Here is a 19,193-nt window from a genome sequence, read left to right on the forward strand (position 1 = left end):
CCTTTCCTTTCCCTCCATTAACCTGGCCCCGTGAGTGATCCCTCCCGCGCCGAGCGCGCTTCCTCCTTCGGCAGCCGCGCCGCCGCGTACGCCGAGCACCGGCCCGGCTACCCGCGGGAAGCGATCGAATGGGGTCTTTCGGGCGCGACCGGAACACCGCGCCGGGTGCTCGACCTCGGCGCCGGAACGGGCAAGCTCACCCTCGGGCTCGCCGAGCTCGGACTCGCCGTGACCGCGGTCGAACCCGACCCGGAAATGCGCGCCGAACTGGGCCGGGTGGTGCCGTCGGCGACGTCGCTGGCCGGTCGCGCGGAACGGATCCCGTTGCCCGACGCGGACGTCGACGCGGTTTTCGTCGGCCAGGCGTTCCATTGGTTCGACGTGCCGGCGGCGGTGACGGAGATCGCGCGCGTGCTGCGCCCGGGCGGCGTGCTGGTGCCGATGTGGAACTACGAAGACGAATCGGTGCCGTGGGTGGCGAAGTTCACCGAACTCGGCCGCGAAGGCGCCCGCAGGCCGGCGTCCACGGAAGATTTGCGGCAGGTCGAACACCCGGAGTTCGAACCGTTCGAAAGCGACTCGTTTCACCATGTGCAACGGCGCACGGCGGAGAGCCTCCTGGAAACGATCGCGACGTATTCGATGGTGATCGTGTCGGCACCGGAAGAGTCATCGGCGCTGTTGACGAGGCTGAGCGCGTTCCTGGCGGCGAATCCGGCGACGGCGAGCGGCGAGTTCGACCTGCCGTTGGTCACGTGGGCACTGCGCGCCCGGCGGCATTGACCTCGATCGAACTGGAGGTTCGATACTGCGGGGATGAGCAGGAAATCGTTGGGGCGAGCCCTGATCTCGCTGACCTCACTCGTGACCGCCGTCGGCCCGTACCGCGCCGACTGGAACGAAACCCACGTGCACAACCCCGCGTGGCCACCGCACGCGAAGTTCCACAACGGGCAGACCATGAGCCTCGGGCTCGCGCTGGGTGTCACCAGCCTGTGGCAGCTGTGGCGAGCGCCGGCCCGCGCCGGGCTCGACGCGGGGGCCGCGCTGGCGTCGCTGTACTGGCTGACGCAGATCTCCGCCCTCGCCTACCCGGGCTCGAAGGCCGTGGACCCGCCGGGCGAAGGACGGTTCCCGCAGGCCAAGGTGGCCTTCCCGGCGTTGGCGGTGACGGCGCTCGGGTACGCCCTCGAACGGCGGCGGCTGACCAAACTCACCGCGGGAAGTACGGCCGCAGCGTCGCCGCGGTGATCCGATCGAGCACCCGATCCGGCAGGACGCGCACCAACCGCGTCAACACCCCCGCGTCCCGCCCGATCGCGTAGCGCGTTCGTGACCGGCGCGCCGTAGCCGCGTCGGCCACGATGCGCCCGGCCTTCTCCGCCGGCATGCCCGCGCGGGTGAACCGCAACGAATGAGCGACCACGGCCTCGACCAGCCCGCCGTACCTGCGTTGATGCTCCGCGCTCATCTCCGAAGCGAGACCGGTCGCGGTGGCCGCACCCCGCGCGCCCATCTCGGTCCGCACCGCGCCCGGCTCGACCACGACGACTTCCACCCCGTGCGGCGCCAGCTCGCGGCGCAGCGCGTCACTGACCGCCTCGAGCGCGAACTTCGTTCCCGCGTACGGCCCGTAGGTCGCCATCGCGACCTTCCCGCCCACCGAGCTGATGTTCACGATCCGCCCGCCGCTGGAGTGCAGGAACGGCAGCAGCGCCTGCGTCACGGCGACGTGCCCGAACAAGTTCACGTCGAACAGCCGCCGCCATTCGTCGAGCGGCAGGGCTTCGACCGGCGCGTTCACCGAAATGCCCGCGTTGTTGATCAGGGCGCGCAGCGGCAGTCCCGCATCGGACACCCGCGCAGCGAGGGAAGCGACGTCGGAAGGCCGCGTGATGTCCAGGATCACCGGCGAGATGCCCTCGGCCCGGATAGCGGACGCGTCGGCTTCACGACGGACGCCCGCCAAGACGTGGTAGCCCCGAGCGGAGAGCGAACGGGCGGTCGCCAGACCCAACCCCGTCGAAGCCCCGGTGACGACCATGAGTTCATGTGACGTTGTCATACGAACCACTGTCCAGAACTCATGTGACAATGTCAACCATGGTGACCCGAGCGGAAAGCGCGGCCGCGACCCGAGACGCCCTCGTGCGCGCCGCCTCCGAGCTACTCGACGAAGGCGGACCCGACGCCGTGACGCTGCGCGCGGTGGGCGCCCGCGCCGGCGTCTCGCGCGGCGCGCCGTACGGGCACTTCGAAGACAAGGCGCACCTGCTGACCCAGCTCGCCGTCAACGCCTGGGACTTCCTGGCCGACGAGGTCGAACACCTGCGCGCCGCCGCGGACGCGACTCCGGCCGAGACGCTCGAACGAGCGCTCCTGGCGCTCATCGGGCTCGGGCGGCGGCAACCGCACCTCTACGCGCTCATGTTCAGCACCCCGGCCGACGCTCCGGACGCCGCCAAGGCCGCGAGCCGCGTCGAGCACCAGTACCTCGACGCCGTCGCCGACCTCGTCGGGGAGGCCGATGCCCGCCGCTACGGCGCCCTGCTCATGTCGAGCGCGCACGGCATCGCCGGGCTCGAACTGAGCGGCCACCTGGCCGCGGAGAAGTGGGGCGTCGACGGCGAAGAACTCGTGCGCACGCTCGTCGACGCGATCAAGCGCTAAGGCCGGATGTTCCGCTCGTAGACCAGCCGCAGCCCCAGCAGCGTCAGGTCCGGGACGTGGTCGGTGATCGTCTCCGACTCGCTGATCACCAAGGGCGCCAGGCCGCCGGTCGCGAGCACCGCCACCGGTTCCGTCCCGCCCGGCGACAGCTCGCGCACGATCCGCTTGACCAGCCCGTCCACCTGCCCGGCGAACCCGTAGAGGATCCCCGACTGCAGGCACTCCACGGTGTTCTTCCCGATCACCGACCGCGGTGGGACCAGCTCGACCTTCCGCAACGCCGCCGCGCGCAACGCCAGCGCGTCCACCGAAATCTCGATCCCCGGGGCGAACGCGCCGCCGAGGAACTCGCCGCGCGCCGAGATCGCGTCCACGTTGGTCGACGTGCCGAAGTCGACCACCACGCACGCCGTGCCGCTGTGGAGGTGGTGCGCGGCCAGCGTGTTCGCGAGCCGGTCCGCGCCCACCTCCTTCGGGTTGTCCACCAGCAGCGCCACGCCCGTGCGGACGCCCGGCTCCACCACGATCTTCGGAATGGCCGCGTAGTACCGCGAAAGCATCACGCGCAGTTCGCGCAGCACCGCCGGCACCGTCGACAGCGCGCTGATGCCCGTCACGGAATCCGCGTGCGGGCCCAGCAGGCCGCGCACCGTCAACGCCAGCTCGTCGGCCGTGATGCGCGCGTCCGTCCGCATGCGCCAGTCGCCCACCAGATCGTGGCCGGACCAGAGCCCCAGGACGATGTTCGTGTTGCCGACGTCGACGGTGAGCAGCAAGCGGGTCAGCTTTCCGCGTGCAGCAGCGCGTCGAGGCGGCGGGCGTCGGCCGTCTCCGCGACCGGGAACACCGCCGTCTCCTCCTCCGGCGGCAGCGTCACCGTGCCGGACAGCAGCCCGGACCCCTCCGGCGCGTAGCCGGGATCGGCGTGCCGGTGGACGATCCGGTTGTCGGCGTCGACGAACACCACGCGCGGTTCGTACGTCGCGGCTTCGGCGTCGTCCATCTGCCCGTAGGAAATGAGGATGACCAGGTCGCCCGGGTGCACCAGGTGCGCCGCGGCGCCGTTGATGCCGAGCACGCCGCTGCCGCGCTCGCCCTTGATGACGTAGGTCTCCAGCCGCGCGCCGTTGGTGACGTCCACAATGGACACCTGTTCGCCCGGCAGCAGGTCCGCGGCCTCCATCAGGTCCTCGTCGACCGTCACCGAGCCGACGTAGTGCAGGTCGGCCTGGGTCACGGTGACGCGGTGGATCTTCGACTTGAGCATGGTGCGGTACATAGTGGACTCCTATTCCCCTGCGTCCAGCCGCTCCGGGTGCTCGACGGCGGAGCCGAGCAACACCGGAACGTTGTCGATCAGCCGGGTACTCCCCACCCGGGCCGCGATCAACAGTCGTGCCTCACCGTCGACGGGCGCGGGCCCGAGGTCGGTTCCCCTCAACTCCAGGTAATCCACCTCGACCGCGGGCCGCGCGGCGAGGGTCTTCCACGCGGCCTCGAGGACCGCCTCGGCACCGTCGCGCCCGACGAACGCGCCCGCGGTGAGGGCGGCCGACAGGACCACGGCGTCTTCACGCTGTTCGGGCGTCAGGTAGACGTTGCGCGACGACAGCGCCAGCCCGTCGCGCTCCCGCACGGTCGGCACGCCGATGACGTGCGTGTCGATGTTCAGGTCGCGCACCATCCGCTTGATCAGGACCAGCTGCTGGTAGTCCTTCTCGCCGAAGAGGGCGTAGTCGGGGCGAAGCAGGTTGAACAGCTTCGCGACGACCGTCAGCACGCCGGCGAAGTGGCCGGGCCGGACCGCGCCCTCCAGCTCGTCGCCGAGCGGGCCCGGGTGCACGGTCACGACCGCGCCCTCGCCGTAGAGGGCGTCGGCGCTGGGCGTGAACGCGATTTCGACGCCGTCCTCGCCCAGCACGGCCAAGTCGGCCTCAAGCGGACGCGGGTAGGCCTCGAAGTCTTCGCCCGCCCCGAACTGCAGCGGGTTGACGAAGATCGAGGTGGCCACGACGTTGTTCGGCAGCCGCTTCGCGCGGCGGATCAGCTCACGGTGCCCGGCGTGCAGCGCGCCCATGGTGGGCACGAGCGCCAGCTTGCGGCCGACGCCGTGCAGGGCCCGGCTGACCTGGCTCATCTGCTCCGGCGACGCGAACGTGTTCAACGTGCCGCGGCTGAATTTCGGTGTGGTCACTGGTCTTGGTGCCCTTCGGCGGGATCGTCGAGGAGTTCGGTGAGGTCTTTGGCGGCCGCGGTGTCCAGCAGCCCGGCAGCCGACGAACGCGCCACCGTGCGCCTGGCCAGCGCGCGATAGGCCGGCTCCACCTCCGGCGCCCGGTCCGCCAGCACCGCGAGGTGCTTGCGGACGGTGCCGAGATCGCCACGCGCGACCGGCCCGGTGAGGGCGCGGTCGCCGTGTCGCAGCACATTATCCAACGCCGCCGAGAGCAGTGGTGCGACCAGGCGTTCGGAATGCCCGATTCCCGCCTCCCGCAAGACTTCCGCGCAGTCGGCGACCAGCGTCATCAGGTGGTTCGCGCCGTGGGTCAACGCAGCGTGGTAGAGCGCTCGCGCGGAGTCGGGGATGCGCACCGGCTCGGCACCCATCTCGACCGCGAGGGCCTCGCCGACGTTCCAGGCCGCTTCGTCGTCCGCCGCGGCCGTGACGCCGATGCTGCACGCCGCCAGCCGTTCGAGGTCTTCTTCGCGGCCCGTGAACGTCATCACCGGGTGCAGCGCGAGCGCCAGCGCCCCGGCTTCGGCGGCGGGGGCGAGCACGTCGATGCCCTGCGCGCCGGAGGTGTGCACGACGATCTGGCCGGGCCGCAGCGACTCGGTGGCGACGAGCCCGCGGACCATGCCGGCCAGCGCGTCGTCGGGGAGGGCGAGCAGCACCAGGTCCGCCCGGCGGACGGTTTCGTCGGGCGGCAGCAGGGGGACGTCGGGGAGGAGGCGTTCGGCACGGCCCAGCGACGCGGCGGACAGCCCCGAGGCGGCGACGACGGTGTGCCCCGCCCGGGCCAGCGCGGCACCGAGCACACTGCCCACCCGGCCGGCGGACACGACGCCGACCGCCAGGCGAGCGGGCCTCATCATGGCGTGCGCCTGTGGACGCTCATGGTTGGCAGACTCCCTCTGCTCTCGTTCCAGTCCCTTTGCGGGTACCGGACGAACGGCGCGAGACTAACTCGATTGAGCGCGAAGCGTTGAGCCCGGGTGACCAGCTTCACCCGGACTGGGTCACCCTCGGGCGGCCTCGTCGGCCAGGCGCGTCGCCTCCGCGCGAGCGGCCTTCAACGTGCGCAGCAGCTCCTGCTGGCGCTGCCGGTCGTCGTCGGTCGTGAGCTCCCGCCGGTCCAGGAACGCGAGCTCGGTCACGCTGGCCTGGTAGACGGCGACGGCCTTCGCGGCGCGCTTGCCGGACTGGCGTTTCGCCTGCCGCCGCCAGGCCCGCCGCCCGGGCAGGCTGGCCAGCAGGTCGACCTCCGACGGCGCGATCCAGCGCGCGGCGGCCATGTGCGGCAGCGCGGTGGCGATGATGCGCTGCTCCCGCCGTCGTTGCAGGACGACCAGGTAGAGCACGCCGAGGAACAGCGGCAGCATGATCAGGAAGTAGACGGTGAGGAACTTCGACCCGCCGAGCAGTGCGGCGCTGTTCCACAGCGCGTGCAGGCAGACGGCGGCCAGGTAGCCGGCGATCGGGGCGAGGACCTTCAGCCCCTTCGTCGACGTCCGCGCGGCGATGCCGATCCCGATGCCGGTGAGCACGGCGAACAGCGGGTGCGTGAAGGGCGCGAGGACGCCGCGGAGGAAGAAGGCCGTGATGACGCCCTGGCTGTGCCCGTCACCGAAGCCGTAGTCGGCGAACGCGCGGCCGAAGTAGTAGATGTTCTCGGTGAACGCGAACCCGGCGGCGCTGAACCCGGCGTAGACGACGCCGTCCACGACGCCGTCGAACTCTTCCGAGCGGCGCCAGAGCATCAGCACGACGAAGAGGGCCTTCGCGGCCTCCTCGACGACCGGCGCGGAGATGAGCGCGGCGATGGTGTTGCCGCTGCCCTTGCCGAGCAGCTCGTCCCCGACGGCCTCGGCGGTGGTGTTGATGAGCAGCGCGGTGATGGTCGCGATGCAGGCGCCCCAGGCGAAGGCCAAGAGGAGGAACTTCGCCGGTTCGGGCTCCCAGCGGTCGACCCAGAGCAACCCGGCGACGACCCCGGCGACCGGCACGAGCGCGGCCAGGACGCCGATGGTGACGGCGAGCGGGCCGACCCGCGCGGTGGCGAGGCCGAAGAGGAACAGGCCGCAGAGGGCGACCACGATCAGGCCGAGCACCGGCAGCAGCACGGTGATCCGGCGAGGCCGCCGTCCCCGGTCGAGTCCCGTCGCGGGCGAGAGGGTTCCGCTCACAGCCGGTCACCCTACGCAGACCGGACAGGAACGTGAACGCCACCTGGCACACACGGCGCCGGTTTCAGCCTGCCGGGCGCCCGGAAGCGCCTCAAGGTGGCCTTCGGCGCGTCTCGTGCTCCGAAGGCCACCTTGGGGCGCTTGGACCCTGACTTGCGCCGGGCCTCAGTCCTCCGCGCGGCGACGGCGGCGGGGCGTCGAGCCCGTTCCGCCGTTCGCGGCCAGCAGCTCGCTCACCGACCGGCCCGCCGTGTGCGAACCGCTGCCGGGGGGCGCCTCGGCCGACCGGTGGCCGTTGCGGGCGTGGCCGTTGCTCGCGCCGTTGTGGCCGTTGCCGTTCTGCTCCACGTCCGCCGGGTCGACCGGGGCCATGTTGCGGCGCGACATCGACGCCCGCTCGGCGACCATGCCCTCCCACGCCGGCGGCTCGCCGTCCGGGCGACGGCGGCGGCCACCGCCCGTCGGCTCCGGCGCGGCGGGCACGGCCGGCATCTGCTGCGACTCGTCCGGCTTGCGGCGACGGCCACCCGAGCGGCCCTGGTAGTTGCGGACCGACTCCGGCAGCGTCGGGTTCACCAGCGGCGCGTCGGCCTGCGCGGCCTCGGAGGGCGCGCGGTGCGAACCCCCGTGCCGCGACGCCGGCTCGTCGAGGATCGGCGACATGTCCGCCCGCGAGAACTGCTCCAGCCGCGACGGACGGCGGCCGTCGGCGGCCGGGACCGGCGTGGTCGGCGGCACCACCGGCGGCAGGTTCGTGCGCGACGGCTGCCGCGAGGCCGGCGGGTTGTTCGGCACGGGTGTCGTCGGCGGGACGACCGGCGGCAGGTCGCGACGCGACGCCGAGGCGTCCCGTGGCATCGGCGGGGTCTTCGGCTCCGGCGGCTTCGGCCGGTTCGGCCGCTGGCGCTCGGCGAAGTCGTCCCGGTTCTGGAAGGCGGCGCTCAGGTCGGTCACCGGCCGGATGTCCGACCGCGACATCTCCGACGGCTTCACCGGCGGGGCGGGCCGGGCGGGCGCCGGGCGCGGCGGCTCGGGCGGCTTGCGCGGCCCGTTGTTGCCGACGCGCGGCAGGTCCGGCCGCGACATCTCCACGCGCGGGATGTCCGGGCGCGACATCTCGACCCGCGGGATGTCGGGACGCGACATCTCCACCCGCGGAATCGCGGGCATCGAACGTTCCACGCGCGGGATGTCCGGACGCGACATTTCCACCCGCGGAATGGCCGGCATCGAGCGTTCGACCCGCGGGATGTCGGGCATCGACCGCTCGACGCGCGGGATGTCCGACCGCGAGACCTCGCCCGGCCGCGGCGCCTCGACGCGCGGCAAGTCGGACCGCGAAACCTCGGCGGGCCGCATGGCCGGCCGCGACAGCTCCGCGCGGCGCGCGGGCGGCGGCTCGGGACGGCGGATCTCCGTCTTCGGCTCGGGACGGCGGATCTCGGTCTTGGGCTCGGGCCGCGGCACCTGGCGCGTCGGCTCGACGGCGGCCTCGGGACGGCGTTCGGGCTTCCCGACCTCTTCGGGCTTCGGCAGCCGCATCGGCTGCGACTCGGCCTGGCGGCGGGCCGCCTCGGCGCGCAGCTCGGCGGCCTTCAGCTCGCGCTGCGCGGCGTTCAGCGCCGGGTCCACCGCCGGCACCGGCGGGCGGCGGTCGCTCAGCGGCGTCGGCCGCGAAATCTGCTGGGTGCTCTGCACGGAGACGTTCGCCGGTGCCTTCGGGACCGGCTTGCCGCCGAAGCCCTTGCCCTTGCCGAGGCCCTTGCCGTTGCCGGGCTTCCCGCCCGAGGCCTTGCGGCGGCGCTCGTCGAGCACGCGGTCGATCAGCTCGGTCGGCCGCTCGCCCGGCTCGGCCGGCTTCTTCCCGGCCATCAGCTGCGCCGGCTTCTTCTTCGGCGCGGCGTCGGGGATCATCCGGTTCTCGTCGGAGACCTTGCGCATCCGGGTCGCCTGCGCGGTCAGCGCGACGCGCTCGAGCAGCACCTCGCCGCCGAACAGCGACTGGAGGCTGTCGCGCAGCGCGGAGACTTCGGCGCGCAGCGCCTCCAGCTCCTCGCGGCCCTTGGAGTCGGCCGTGCTGCGGTTCTCGGCCTCCACCTCCAGCTCGAATTCACGCCGGGCCGCGATCTCGCGTTCCAGCTCCAGTTCGTACACAGCCTGCGCCTCGGCGACCGCGTCCTCGCTCTGTGCCGCGTGCTTGCGGTACTTCACGGCGAGAAAAGCGCCGATCAGGGCGGCCCAGAGGGCGGCGACGATCCCGAGCCTGAGGTAGCGGAGATCGTCGCTGAGCACCAGTGCGAGGGTGGCTCCGATGGCGAGGACAAAGCCGACGACGAGCCACGGCCTGCCCAGTAGGCGGCCGCGCGAGTCGTCACCCACGCCGGTCATGCCTGACACCGTACCTGCTCGTAATCCGAACGAGACCTACTCGGTCCCGCGAGCGGTGGGATTCCAGCGCTAACCGGTCGTCCCGCGGGTGTGCTCCCGATCTTGGTCGCGCGGGGTCCGGCAGCAGTGTTCGAGCCACAAACCCGCTGCTACCAGGGCTACGGAGGACACGACGCCGACCACGCCGGCGCGGGTGTCGAGAACCGCGGCGACGAGTTCGTCACGTCGCGGGAAAACGTAGGCGAGCGCGGCCAGCCAGGCGCCGCCCATGAACGCTCCGGCGAGTGACGAAGCCTTCGCCAGCGCCACCGACCGGGCGATCCCGATCGCGGCGACGACCCGGCCGTTCTTGATCCGGGAGCGGATGGAGAGCGCGAGCCCGGCCTCGACCAGGGCCAGCACGGCGAAGGTGACGCCGGCGAACGTCGGCAGCTGCGGCAGCGAGCCGTAAGCGACGACGAAGAGGAGGTAGCCGAGGACCAGGCCGAGCAGCCCGGCCACCACCAGGTCGCGTGGCCGGGTGAAGTGCATAGGACAACCGTACCGAGCTGTGTCGTTCGGGGCTTCGCCCCGGGCCGGGGCTTCGCCACCCGGACCCCCTGAAGATTAGATTTGACTCTCCCCCAACTGGAGAGTTCACGATGCGTCTTGTGGGCACCACCGCGACCTTCACCATCGGCGAGCTGGCCCGGCGGACCGGCCTGCCGGTCAAGACGATCCGCTTCTACTCGGACGAGGGCCTGCTGCCCCCGACCGAGCGGACCGACGCCGGCTACCGCCTCTACGACGCCGCGGCCATGGCCCGGCTCGAGCTGGTCCGCACCCTGCGCGAGCTGGGGCTGGGCCTCGCCGACGTGTCCGCGGCGCTGACGCAGTCGGCGACGGTCGGCGAGCTGGCGACCCGGCACGTCGAGGCGCTGGACGAGCAGATCCGGCGCCTGCGGCTGCGCCGGGCGGTGCTGCGCGCGGTGGCCAAGCGTGATTCCGAGCTGGAGGAAGTGAAACTGATGAACCGTCTCGCGTCGATGTCCGACGAAGAGCGCAAGCGGCTGGTCGACGAGTTCTGGGACGAAATGGTGTCCGGGCTCGAGATCGACCAGGAGTTCTACCAGCGCATGCGCGCGGGCAAGCCGGAGCTGCCGGACGACCCTTCGCCGGAGCAGCTGGAGGCCTGGATCGAGTTCGCCGAGCTGGTGCAGGACCCGGAGTTCCGGGCGCTGATCCGCGGCATGAGCGAAACCCAGGCGGCGCAGATCAAGTCGGGCGAGTTCCAGCAGCCCGCGGAGGCGTGGCGCGAGAACTGGGACGCGTGGGTCGCGCGGGCGACCGAGGCGCTGGCCGCGGGTGAAGCCCCCACGTCAGAGGTGGGGCAAACGCTTGCGGCGGACATCGCGGCGACCTCGGCCCGGCCGGACCAGGACCCGGCGTCACCCGAGTTCCGCCGCGAGCTGGCCGACCGCTTCGCCACGAGCGGCGACGCGCGAGCCGAGCACTACTGGAAGCTGCTGGGGATCATCAACGGCTGGCCCCCGTTCCCGACGACCCGGCCGGCCGTCGGCTTCATGATCGAAGCCCTGCGCGGCTGACCGCACCGGAACGACAACTCGGCGACGGGCCGGGGGTGACGGGTAACGGACACCCCCGGTTCACCGATGAGCCATGTTTCAGCGGAGCTCGAAGTCCGTCCGGCGGACCGTCGCCACCTCGTCGGCCGGGCGGGACTTCAGCAGCTCCGCGATCGGGCCGTGGCCCGGCAGCACCGCCGCCGGCTCGATCTCCACCCACGGCACCAGCACGCTCGCGCGGTCCGGCGTCCCCGGGTGCGGCAGCAGCAGCTCCGGGTCGGCCGACTCGACTCCGTCCACCGTGACCACGTCGACGTCCAGCGTTCGCGGCCCCCAGCGCAGCTCGCGGACCCGGCCCGCCGCCTGCTCCGCCGCCTGGCCCGTGCGCAGCCACGCCCAGTGGTCGCGCGCCGGGTCGTCGACGACGCACACCGCGTTCAGGAAGTCCGGCTGGTCCTCGACGCCCCACGCCTTCGTCTCGTACACGCTCGACACCGCGACCAGCGCCGGCCGCACCGCGTCCAGCGCCAGCTTCAGGAACCCGAGCCGGTCGCCGAGGTTCGAGCCCAGCGACAGCACCGCGCGGCTCACCGGTCGCGCCGGACCGTCACCGCGACGTCGTCGAACGTCAGCGGGATCGGCGCCGACGGCTTGTGGACCGTCACCTCGACCGCGCCGAGCCGCTCGTCGCGCATGACCTCGTCGGCGATCTTGCCCGCGACGCTCTCGATCAGGTCGTACGGCTCGCCCGCGACGATCCCCGCCGCCAGCTCGGCCAGCTCGCCGTAGTGCAGCGTCTTCGTCAGGTCGTCCGACGCGGCGGCCGGCCCGAGGTCCAGCCACACCGTGACGTCGACGACGAACTCCTGCCCGTCCCGCTTCTCGTGCTCGAACACGCCGTGGCGGCCGAACACGCGCAAGCCGGTCAGCGTGATCCGGTCAGACATCCGGCGAACCCTTCCACCAAGCAGCGGCCACGGCGACCGCGTCCAGCGACGCCCCGACCTCGTGCACCCGCACGCCCCACGCACCCGCGGCCGCGGCGAGGGCGGAGATGGCGGCGGTGGCGTCCTCACGACCGTCCGGTGGCCGCGGTGTGCCGTCCTTTTCGGACAGCAGCCGGCCGAGGAACCGCTTGCGCGAAGCCCCGACGAGCACCGGGAACCCCAGCGACAGCAACGAGTCCAGCCCGCGCAGCAACGCCCAGTCGTGCTCGGCGTTCTTCGCGAAACCCAGGCCCGGGTCCAGCACGATCGCACTCTCGGCGACCCCGGCGGCGAGCGCTTCGTCCACTCGGGACAGCAGCTCGGCCCGCACGTCGGCGACGACGTCCTGGTAGGACGCCAGCGCCTGCATGTCCTTGCTGTGCCCGCGCCAGTGCATCAGCACCCACGGCACCCCGCTGTCCGCGGCGACGCGCGCCATGTCCGGATCGGCCAGCCCACCCGAGACGTCGTTGACGATGTGCGCCCCGGCTTCGAGCGCCGCGGCGGCGACGGTCGCGCGGGTGGTGTCGACCGACAGCGCGATCCCTTCGCCGGCGAGGGTGCGGATGACCGGCAGGATGCGCTGCATCTCGGTGTCGGCGTCTACCCGGGCGGCCCCGGGCCGCGTCGACTCGCCACCGACGTCGATCAGGTCGGCCCCGCGCGCCCACATCTCGCGCGCGTGCTCCAGGGCTTGATCGAGCCCGAGGTAGCGGCCACCGTCCGAAAAGGAATCGGGCGTCACGTTCAGCACGCCCATCACGACGCACCGGCCGGGAGCGGGAAGCCCCACGCTCACCGGCGCGCCTTGATCAGGTCGAGCGCCTCCGCCCGCGAAGACGGCGAGTCCTTCAGCTGCCCGCGCACGGCGGAGGTGGTCGTGCGGGCACCGGGCTTCCGGATGCCGCGCATGGCCATGCAGAGGTGCTCGGCTTCGATCACGACGATGACGCCGCGCGGTTCGAGCTTCCGCACGATCGCGTCGGCGACCTGCGAGGTCAGCCGTTCCTGGACCTGCGGGCGCTTGGCGTAGAGGTCGACGAGCCGGGCCAGCTTGGACAGCCCGGTGACCTTCCCGGCGGCGTTCGGGATGTACCCGACGTGCGCGACCCCGTGGAAGGGCACGAGGTGGTGTTCACACTGGCTGAACATCGGGATGTCCGTGACCAGCACGAGTTCCTCGTGGGACTCGTCGAATGTCCGGTCCAGGACCGAGTCCGGCTCGGTGTACAGCCCGGCGAACATTTCGTGGTAGGCGCGGGCCACCCGGGCGGGGGTCTCCTTGAGACCGTCCCGCTCCGGGTCTTCGCCGCATGCCAAGAGGAGCTCGCGGATCGCCTTCTCCGCCCGGTCCTGGTCGAAGACCGGGCGGTCGGCGTCACTGGGGCTTGTCTTGTCCATCCACGTCACGACGCTCCCCCTCGCTCTGCTGGTTGCCGGCTTGGTCGGCGAACCAGCCGTGCTCACGAGGGCGTTCTTCACCACCGGGCCGCCACGACTGGCCCGGCTGACCGCCCGGCGAGGTCGCGGGCGTCCAGCCCGGAGGGGCACCGTAGTTCGGGGGGCCGCTCTGGCCGGGCGGGTAGCTGCCCGGCTGCTGGCCGCCGTAGTTCTGCGGCCAGTGCGCCGTCCCGTTGGGGCCACCGTTCGAGCCGCCGTACGGACGGCCGCCGTTCGGGTAGGCGCCCGGCTGCGGCGGGGCGTACGGGTTGGCGTTCGGGTCGGCCGGCGCCGGGTACGGCGGGCCGCCCGGGAGGTCGCCCGCGCCCTGGGCGGTGCCGACCGGGGTCGGCTCCGGCTTCAGGACCGGCTTCTCCTTCTCCGGCGGGGGCCACGGCTCGCCGCGCTCCATCGCCAGCTCGCCCGGGGTCTTGATCGGCGGCTTGTCCGACGGCGTCCGCTCACCGAACTCGTTGAACACGGTGATGTGCGGGCGCTTCTCGACCGTCGCGAAGATCCGCTCCAGGTCCTTGCGGGTCAGCGTCTCCTTCTCCAGGAGCTCGATGACCAGCTCGTCGAGCACGTCGCGGTAGGTGTTGAGCACGTGCCACGCCTCGGTGTGCGCCGTCTCGATGAGCTTGCGCACCTCCTCGTCGATCTCGTGCGCCACCTCGAGCGAGTAGTCCGCCTGACGGCCGGCCGAGCGGCCCAGGAACGGGTCGCCCTGCTCCTGGCCGTACTTGACCGCGCCGAGCCGGGCGCTCATGCCGTACTCGGTGACCATCGCGCGAGCGATCTTCGTCGCCTGCTCGATGTCCGAGGACGCACCGGTGGTGGGCTCGTGGAAGACGAGCTCCTCGGCCGTGCGGCCACCCATCGCGAAGACCAGCCGCCCGATCATCTCGGAGCGGGTCATCAGGTCCTTGTCGTCCTCCGGGACGAGCAGCGCGTGCCCGCCCGTCCGGCCGCGCGGCAGGATCGTCAGCTTGTACACCGGTTCGATGTCCGGCATCGCCCACGCGGCGAGCGCGTGCCCGCCCTCGTGGTAGGCCGTGATCTTCTTCTCCTTCTCGGAGATGATCCGGCTCTTGCGCGCCGGGCCGCCGACGACGCGGTCGACCGACTCCTCCAGCGCGACGTCGGTGATCACGTGCCCGTTCTGGCGGGCGGTGAGCAGCGCGGCCTCGTTCAGCACGTTCGCCAGGTCGGCGCCGGACATGCCGACGGTCCGCTTGGCCAGGCTGGTCAGGTCGGTGCCCTGGGCGATCGGCTTGCCCTTGGCGTGCACCTCGAGGATCGCCTTGCGGCCGCGCAGGTCGGGCGCGGACACCGGGATCTGCCGGTCGAACCGGCCGGGGCGCAGCAGCGCCGGGTCGAGGATGTCGGGCCGGTTCGTCGCCGCGATCAGGATGATCCCGCCGCGGGCGTCGAAGCCGTCCATCTCGACGAGCAGCTGGTTCAGCGTCTGCTCGCGCTCGTCGTGCCCGCCGCCGAGGCCGGCGCCGCGCTGGCGGCCGACCGCGTCGATCTCGTCGACGAAGATGATGCACGGCGCGTTCTGCTTGGCCTGCTCGAACAGGTCACGCACTCGCGAAGCACCGACACCGACGAACATCTCGACGAAGTCCGAGCCGGAGATCGTGTAGAACGGCACGCCTGCCTCGCCGGCGACGGCTCGCGCGAGCAGCGTCTTGCCGGTACCGGGCGGCCCGTAGAGCAGCACGCCCTTCGGGATCTTCGCGCCGAGCGCTTGATATCGCGCCGGGTTCTGCAGGAAGTCCTTGATCTCGTACAGCTCTTCGACGGCCTCGTCGGCACCCGCGACGTCCCCGAAGGTCGTCTTGGGCATGTCCTTGTTCAGCTGCTTGGCCTTGGACTTGCCGAAGTTGAGGACGCGGTTGCCGCCACCCTGGGCGTTGTTCATCATCCACATCAGCAGGCCCAGGACGAGGGCCAGCGGGATGGCGAAGATGAGGATCTGCGTCAGTACGCCCTGCTGCGTCACCTTGGTGGTGAACTTGATCGGCTGGCCGCCGTTCTTCGCCGCGATCAACGAGTCGTAGATCGGGCGGGTGGCGTCCGAGGGGTACTGCGAAATGATCTGGGTGACCTGCTGGCCGTCCACGTCGACAGGCTTGTTCAGCAGCAGTTTGAGCTGCTGTTCCTTGTCCTCGAGGCTGGCTTCCTTGACGTTGTTCGAGGAGATCTGGGAGTTCGCCACCGAGATGGGTGCCTGGGTGTACCCACGATCACTGTCGAAGATCGTGTTGTACGCGAACAACGCCAGCAACCCCGCGACGATCCACAGCAGTGGGTTCCTGAGCACGCTCTTCCGGTTCATACGACTCGGCCCTGGTGGCCTCGACCCTCCCTGGTTGGGCGGCTCCTGTGATACCCGCCATCACGATCTTGACAACCCGTGGTGCCCGGGCTGCCGTCCCATCAGGGTACCGTCCGCTGCCGCGTTCATCCCCTGTGAGCCTCTCGCAGGTCAACGGGCGATACCGCGCCCGGGTTCCCGGCCGGCGTCCGCCGTGGTCACGCTAGCGCGTGCCGTCGGACACACTGCTCACCATCTCGCCCAGCCGGGTCCGCAGCGTCGCCGGGTCGGCGGGGGCGACCGTGACCCACTCGCGGCCGTCCGTACCTGCGCGGGAGAGGCTGAGGTAGCGCCCGGTCGCGGTGTCGAACCAGGCCAGCACCCGGGACCGTTGCTTGGCCCCGACCTGCGAACGGCTGTTCGCTGCCAGCTGACCGCCGCGTTGCCGCGGCTGCCCGGAGATGCGCCCGTAGGCCTCCTTCGGATCCGCTGTCACGCGTTCGCTCAGCGGTGTCCGCCGCGCCCGCCCGCGCTCCTCACCCGGGTTCGAGGGGAGGGACACGGGCACCCGGATCGGCGCGGTGCGCAGGGCTTCGTCCAGCGGAAGTGTGACCGACGCCTCGCTCCCGCGCGGCCCCGGCGGGAGCACCCCGACGACGGCGGAGACCAGCCCGTCCTTCGGGACGTCCCGCAGCCAGATGCCGTCGGCGTCCTGCACCGCGAGCACGCCGAGCGTGTCGTCGGCCGCCGCGAGCACGCCGATGGTGGGCGCCTCGAACTGCGGGATGTGCAGGGCGTCGATGGTCAGCGGGGCGAAGGCCAGCAGGTGCAGGGCGTCCTCGATCGGCGGCGCGAGCCGGCCGCGCGGGTCGCGGATGCCGCGGGCCTTCAGCTCGGCGTCGACGCGGTGGCGCAGCGAGACGCGCTCGTCTTCGGTCGCGCCGTGCGACTGGACCAGCAGCGGGTACGGCAGCTCTCCGACCTGCGCCGACTCCCAGAGGAAGTCGAACGCGAGCGGCGAGAAGAACTCTTGCATCACTACTCTCCCGGATCGGACTCTTGCTCAGCGTAGCCCGCACCACCGACAAAAAATCATCGCCGGACGAGCACGCTCGGAGAAAGCCGGAGCCCGATCTTGGCAGAGACGACGGAGCGGCCGTCAGACCGTGCTGGTCTGCGCGGCTCCCGCGAGCATCTCGCCCAGCCGGTGCCGCAGGGTCGCCGCGTCGGCGGGAGCGATCGTGATCCAGTCGCGGCCGTCGCGGCCGCGGGTCGCCTGGGTGAAGTAGCGGCCCGTCTCCGTGTCGAACCAGCTCAGCACCGGGGTCCGGGTGCGGCCGCCCACGCGCGAGCGCGCGTTGGCCGCGATCTGGCCGCCGCGCAGCCGCGGCTGGGCGTGCAGCTTCGCCAGCGCCTTGCGGTCTTCGTCGGCCGACGCGCGCTCGTCGCCGTTGCCGCGGCGGGACAGGAAGTCGACGCCGTGGGCGCCGACCAGCTGCTCCAGCGGGACCGTCACGGACTTCTCCGTGCCGCGCGGGGCGCCCGGGAGCAGGGAGACGATCGCGCTCGCCAGGCCGTCCACCGGGCACGGCTGCAGGTGCAGGCCCCGCGTGTCCTGGACCGCCAGCAGCCCCTGGCCGCCCAGCACGCCGGCGATCGCCAGCAGCGGCTCGGCGTCCGGGGCGATCAGCTGGACCGCGTCCAGGCTCAGCTCGGCCTGCGCGAGCACGCCGAAGTAGTCCTCGACGTGCGGTTCCGGTCGGCCGCGGCCGTCGGCCAGCCCACGTGCGGCCAGGCCTTCCAACGTGCGCTGACGCAGCAGTGACCGCTCGTCGACGGTCTCGCCGTGCGAGCGGACGCGCAGCGGGTACGGCAGCTCGCCCAGCCCGGCGGACTCCCACAGGAAGTCCACCTCGACCGGGGTGAGCAGCTCAGCGTTCGGCATCGAGCCACCCCCAGGAGAAACGGGCCGGGCGCGCGGTCGGCGTGCCCGGCCCGGAAAGGATCAGCGGTCTTCGTCGTCCTCGGACCACGCGCCGATCACCGGCGGCGGGGTCGCCTGGTTGGCGCCGAAGGCCTCGTCCGGGTCCGCCTCGATGAGGAAGGACGCGTGCGTGTGCTCCTCGTCCTGCTCGCCCTGGGCGCCGTGCGGGGCCATGCCGCCCATGCCCGGGCTCATCGGCGGCGGGGTCTGCCCGCCGATCGTGCCCGCGGACGAGACGAGACCCTGCTGGGGCGCCTGGGCCGACGCGGCGCTCTGGCCCTCGGCCGACGCCAGCGACGTGTCGTTCGCCTTCGCGCCCGACTTGCCGCCCTTGCCCAGCGCGCGCGAAGCGAGCGCGCCGAGGCCGCCCGCGGCCCCGCCGATGCCGAGGCCCATGCCGATCTTGCTCAGCGGGTTGCCGCTGCCCTGGTGGCCGGCACCCGTGGTGACGTGGCCCGCGCCGGTGGTCGTGCCCGTGCCGGTCCCGGTGGCCGTGCCACCCGGGCCGGTCGTGCCGTCGCCGCCGAGCGCCGCCGCGTCGTGGCCGAAGCCGCCGGCACCGGCGCCGTGGACGCCGTTCGGGCCGACCGCTGCGTGCTGCGCGTCGAACGCGCCGCCGTGGCCGCCGAAGCCCGCGCCGCTCGAGGCGAACACCGCGCCGCCCGCGCCGGACAGGCCCTGGACCGGGCCGGTGCTGCCGACGGTGCTGATCCCGCCGAACGACACCGAGTTGTGCGAACCGGTCGGCTTCATGCCGAGCGACTCCGGGCCGAAGCTCGGGGTCGAGCTGTCGACCTCGCTCATCGACTTGGTGTAGGCGTTGAAGAACGCGACCTGCTGCGCCTTGACGTCGTTGGCCGCGTCGGCCTGCGCCTTCTGGTCGGCGATCAGCGCCGCCGGGCCGCCCGCCAGCGCGGCCGCCATGGCCTGCTTCGGGTCGTAGTCCTTGGGGGCCGGCATCTTCTTGACCTCGGCGGCCGCCGCGGCCTGCCGGGCGAGCCGGTCGGACATCGTGTGCGCGGCGTCGGAGGCCTGCGAGCCCGAGTTGGCGATGGCCACCAGCGCGCCCTGCGCACCCGCGGCACCGCGGCCGACCCAGGCGTTGCCCAGCTCGGAGATCGCGTTGTACAGGTGGTCCGACGCCTGCTTCAGCTCGGAACCGTGGTGCGCCCAGGCGTGCCCGGTCGCCTCGGCCGTGCCGGGGTCGTTGTTGTTGACCGCGCCGTTGTAGAGCTGCTGGCTGGCCTGCGCGTTCCAGTTCGGCGGGTTGGCGATCGCGCGGTCGCTGCCCATGTCGAAGCCGCCGGCGCTGCCGCGGGCGTTGTCGACGATGTTCTGCGCCGCCCCGTTGTCGCCGAGCGGGACGAGCGAGCCCGGGTCGGTCGTCGTCGCCGCCGCAGGCTGGTTGCTGTGGTTCGGAGCCATGATTTCGA

General features: G+C 72.1%; 20 protein-coding genes. 4 read left to right on the forward strand and 16 right to left on the reverse strand.

Translation table 11 applies throughout. The features are described from left to right. The first annotated feature begins 30 nt into the window (after positions 1–30). Both ACIRSS_RS18435 and ACIRSS_RS18440 read left to right on the forward strand, forming a co-directional pair. Positions 31–783 carry a methyltransferase domain-containing protein gene (locus tag ACIRSS_RS18435; RefSeq protein WP_400896270.1) on the forward strand — a complete coding sequence of 251 codons (753 nt, stop codon included), beginning with the start codon at positions 31–33 and terminating at the stop codon, positions 781–783. 33 nt (positions 784–816) lie between these two features. After that, positions 817–1,251: a DUF6640 family protein gene (locus ACIRSS_RS18440; protein WP_400896272.1), complete on the forward strand. Its 435-nt coding sequence runs from the start codon at positions 817–819 to the stop codon at positions 1,249–1,251. Here the strand turns inward: ACIRSS_RS18440 and ACIRSS_RS18445 are convergent. Beyond that, a complete protein-coding gene (locus tag ACIRSS_RS18445; protein WP_400896274.1) occupies positions 1,214–2,065 on the reverse strand; it encodes an SDR family NAD(P)-dependent oxidoreductase in 852 nt (283 codons plus the stop codon). The genes ACIRSS_RS18440 and ACIRSS_RS18445 overlap by 38 nt on opposite strands. A gap of 38 nt (positions 2,066–2,103) precedes the next feature. Between ACIRSS_RS18445 and ACIRSS_RS18450 the strand changes: the two genes are divergently transcribed. Next, on the forward strand, positions 2,104–2,670 hold the full coding sequence (locus ACIRSS_RS18450) for a TetR/AcrR family transcriptional regulator (protein ID WP_400896276.1): 567 nt from the start codon (positions 2,104–2,106) through the stop codon (positions 2,668–2,670). On the opposite strand, the gene ACIRSS_RS18455 is transcribed toward ACIRSS_RS18450, so the two are convergent. The 7 genes from ACIRSS_RS18455 to ACIRSS_RS18485 all read right to left on the reverse strand — a co-directional run bounded on the left by ACIRSS_RS18455 (position 2,667) and on the right by ACIRSS_RS18485 (position 9,996). Then, entirely contained in the window at positions 2,667–3,446 is a 780-nt protein-coding gene (locus ACIRSS_RS18455) for a type III pantothenate kinase (protein ID WP_400896278.1), read from the reverse strand. The genes ACIRSS_RS18450 and ACIRSS_RS18455 overlap by 4 nt on opposite strands. A gap of 5 nt (positions 3,447–3,451) precedes the next feature. Continuing rightward, on the reverse strand, positions 3,452–3,949 hold the full coding sequence (gene panD, locus ACIRSS_RS18460; protein ID WP_086674446.1) for an aspartate 1-decarboxylase: 498 nt from the start codon (positions 3,947–3,949) through the stop codon (positions 3,452–3,454). 9 nt (positions 3,950–3,958) lie between these two features. Next, on the reverse strand, positions 3,959–4,864 hold the full coding sequence (panC, locus tag ACIRSS_RS18465) for a pantoate--beta-alanine ligase (RefSeq protein ID WP_400896280.1): 906 nt from the start codon (positions 4,862–4,864) through the stop codon (positions 3,959–3,961). After that, the gene (locus ACIRSS_RS18470; protein ID WP_400897530.1) at positions 4,861–5,820 is read right to left on the reverse strand and encodes a Rossmann-like and DUF2520 domain-containing protein; all 960 of its coding nucleotides are present in this window, start codon (positions 5,818–5,820) and stop codon (positions 4,861–4,863) included. Before ACIRSS_RS18470 ends, panC begins: the two co-directional genes overlap by 4 nt. Positions 5,821–5,910: 90 nt before the next feature. Continuing rightward, the gene (locus ACIRSS_RS18475; RefSeq protein WP_400897532.1) at positions 5,911–7,014 is read right to left on the reverse strand and encodes a PrsW family intramembrane metalloprotease; all 1,104 of its coding nucleotides are present in this window, start codon (positions 7,012–7,014) and stop codon (positions 5,911–5,913) included. Positions 7,015–7,242: 228 nt separating this feature from the next. Next, positions 7,243–9,465 (reverse strand): DUF6779 domain-containing protein, encoded by a 2,223-nt coding sequence (locus ACIRSS_RS18480; protein ID WP_400896282.1) that lies wholly within the window; start codon positions 9,463–9,465, stop codon positions 7,243–7,245. 69 nt (positions 9,466–9,534) lie between these two features. After that, positions 9,535–9,996, reverse strand: a complete 462-nt coding sequence (locus ACIRSS_RS18485) for a DUF3180 domain-containing protein (RefSeq protein ID WP_400896284.1) — start codon at positions 9,994–9,996, stop codon at positions 9,535–9,537. A gap of 119 nt (positions 9,997–10,115) precedes the next feature. Here ACIRSS_RS18485 and ACIRSS_RS18490 point away from each other — a divergent pair, with 119 nt between their 5' ends. Further along, positions 10,116–11,051: a MerR family transcriptional regulator gene (locus ACIRSS_RS18490; RefSeq protein ID WP_400896286.1), complete on the forward strand. Its 936-nt coding sequence runs from the start codon at positions 10,116–10,118 to the stop codon at positions 11,049–11,051. Positions 11,052–11,129: 78 nt separating this feature from the next. On the opposite strand, the gene folK is transcribed toward ACIRSS_RS18490, so the two are convergent. From folK to ACIRSS_RS18530, 8 genes are all read right to left on the reverse strand, one after another. Continuing rightward, a complete protein-coding gene (gene folK, locus ACIRSS_RS18495; protein ID WP_400896288.1) occupies positions 11,130–11,621 on the reverse strand; it encodes a 2-amino-4-hydroxy-6-hydroxymethyldihydropteridine diphosphokinase in 492 nt (163 codons plus the stop codon). Beyond that, positions 11,618–11,977, reverse strand: a complete 360-nt coding sequence (gene folB / locus ACIRSS_RS18500) for a dihydroneopterin aldolase (RefSeq protein ID WP_086684890.1) — start codon at positions 11,975–11,977, stop codon at positions 11,618–11,620. The genes folK and folB overlap by 4 nt, the downstream gene beginning before the upstream one ends. Then, positions 11,970–12,776 (reverse strand): dihydropteroate synthase, encoded by an 807-nt coding sequence (gene folP / locus ACIRSS_RS18505; RefSeq protein ID WP_400897534.1) that lies wholly within the window; start codon positions 12,774–12,776, stop codon positions 11,970–11,972. The genes folB and folP overlap by 8 nt, the downstream gene beginning before the upstream one ends. Before the next feature lie 35 nt (positions 12,777–12,811). Continuing rightward, the gene (folE, locus tag ACIRSS_RS18510; RefSeq protein ID WP_400896290.1) at positions 12,812–13,417 is read right to left on the reverse strand and encodes a GTP cyclohydrolase I FolE; all 606 of its coding nucleotides are present in this window, start codon (positions 13,415–13,417) and stop codon (positions 12,812–12,814) included. Further along, entirely contained in the window at positions 13,395–15,797 is a 2,403-nt protein-coding gene (ftsH, locus tag ACIRSS_RS18515; RefSeq protein ID WP_400896292.1) for an ATP-dependent zinc metalloprotease FtsH, read from the reverse strand. The genes folE and ftsH overlap by 23 nt, the downstream gene beginning before the upstream one ends. Before the next feature lie 202 nt (positions 15,798–15,999). Further along, the gene (locus tag ACIRSS_RS18520; RefSeq protein ID WP_400896294.1) at positions 16,000–16,815 is read right to left on the reverse strand and encodes an ESX secretion-associated protein EspG; all 816 of its coding nucleotides are present in this window, start codon (positions 16,813–16,815) and stop codon (positions 16,000–16,002) included. A 120-nt stretch (positions 16,816–16,935) separates the two neighbouring features. After that, positions 16,936–17,721: an ESX secretion-associated protein EspG gene (locus ACIRSS_RS18525; protein ID WP_400896296.1), complete on the reverse strand. Its 786-nt coding sequence runs from the start codon at positions 17,719–17,721 to the stop codon at positions 16,936–16,938. A 60-nt stretch (positions 17,722–17,781) separates the two neighbouring features. After that, positions 17,782–19,185 carry a hypothetical protein gene (locus ACIRSS_RS18530; protein ID WP_400896298.1) on the reverse strand — a complete coding sequence of 468 codons (1,404 nt, stop codon included), beginning with the start codon at positions 19,183–19,185 and terminating at the stop codon, positions 17,782–17,784. Positions 19,186–19,193: the final 8 nt, after the last annotated feature.

It is taken from the genome of Amycolatopsis sp. NPDC101161 (assembly GCF_044768185.1).
GTDB lineage: Bacteria > Actinomycetota > Actinomycetes > Mycobacteriales > Pseudonocardiaceae > Amycolatopsis.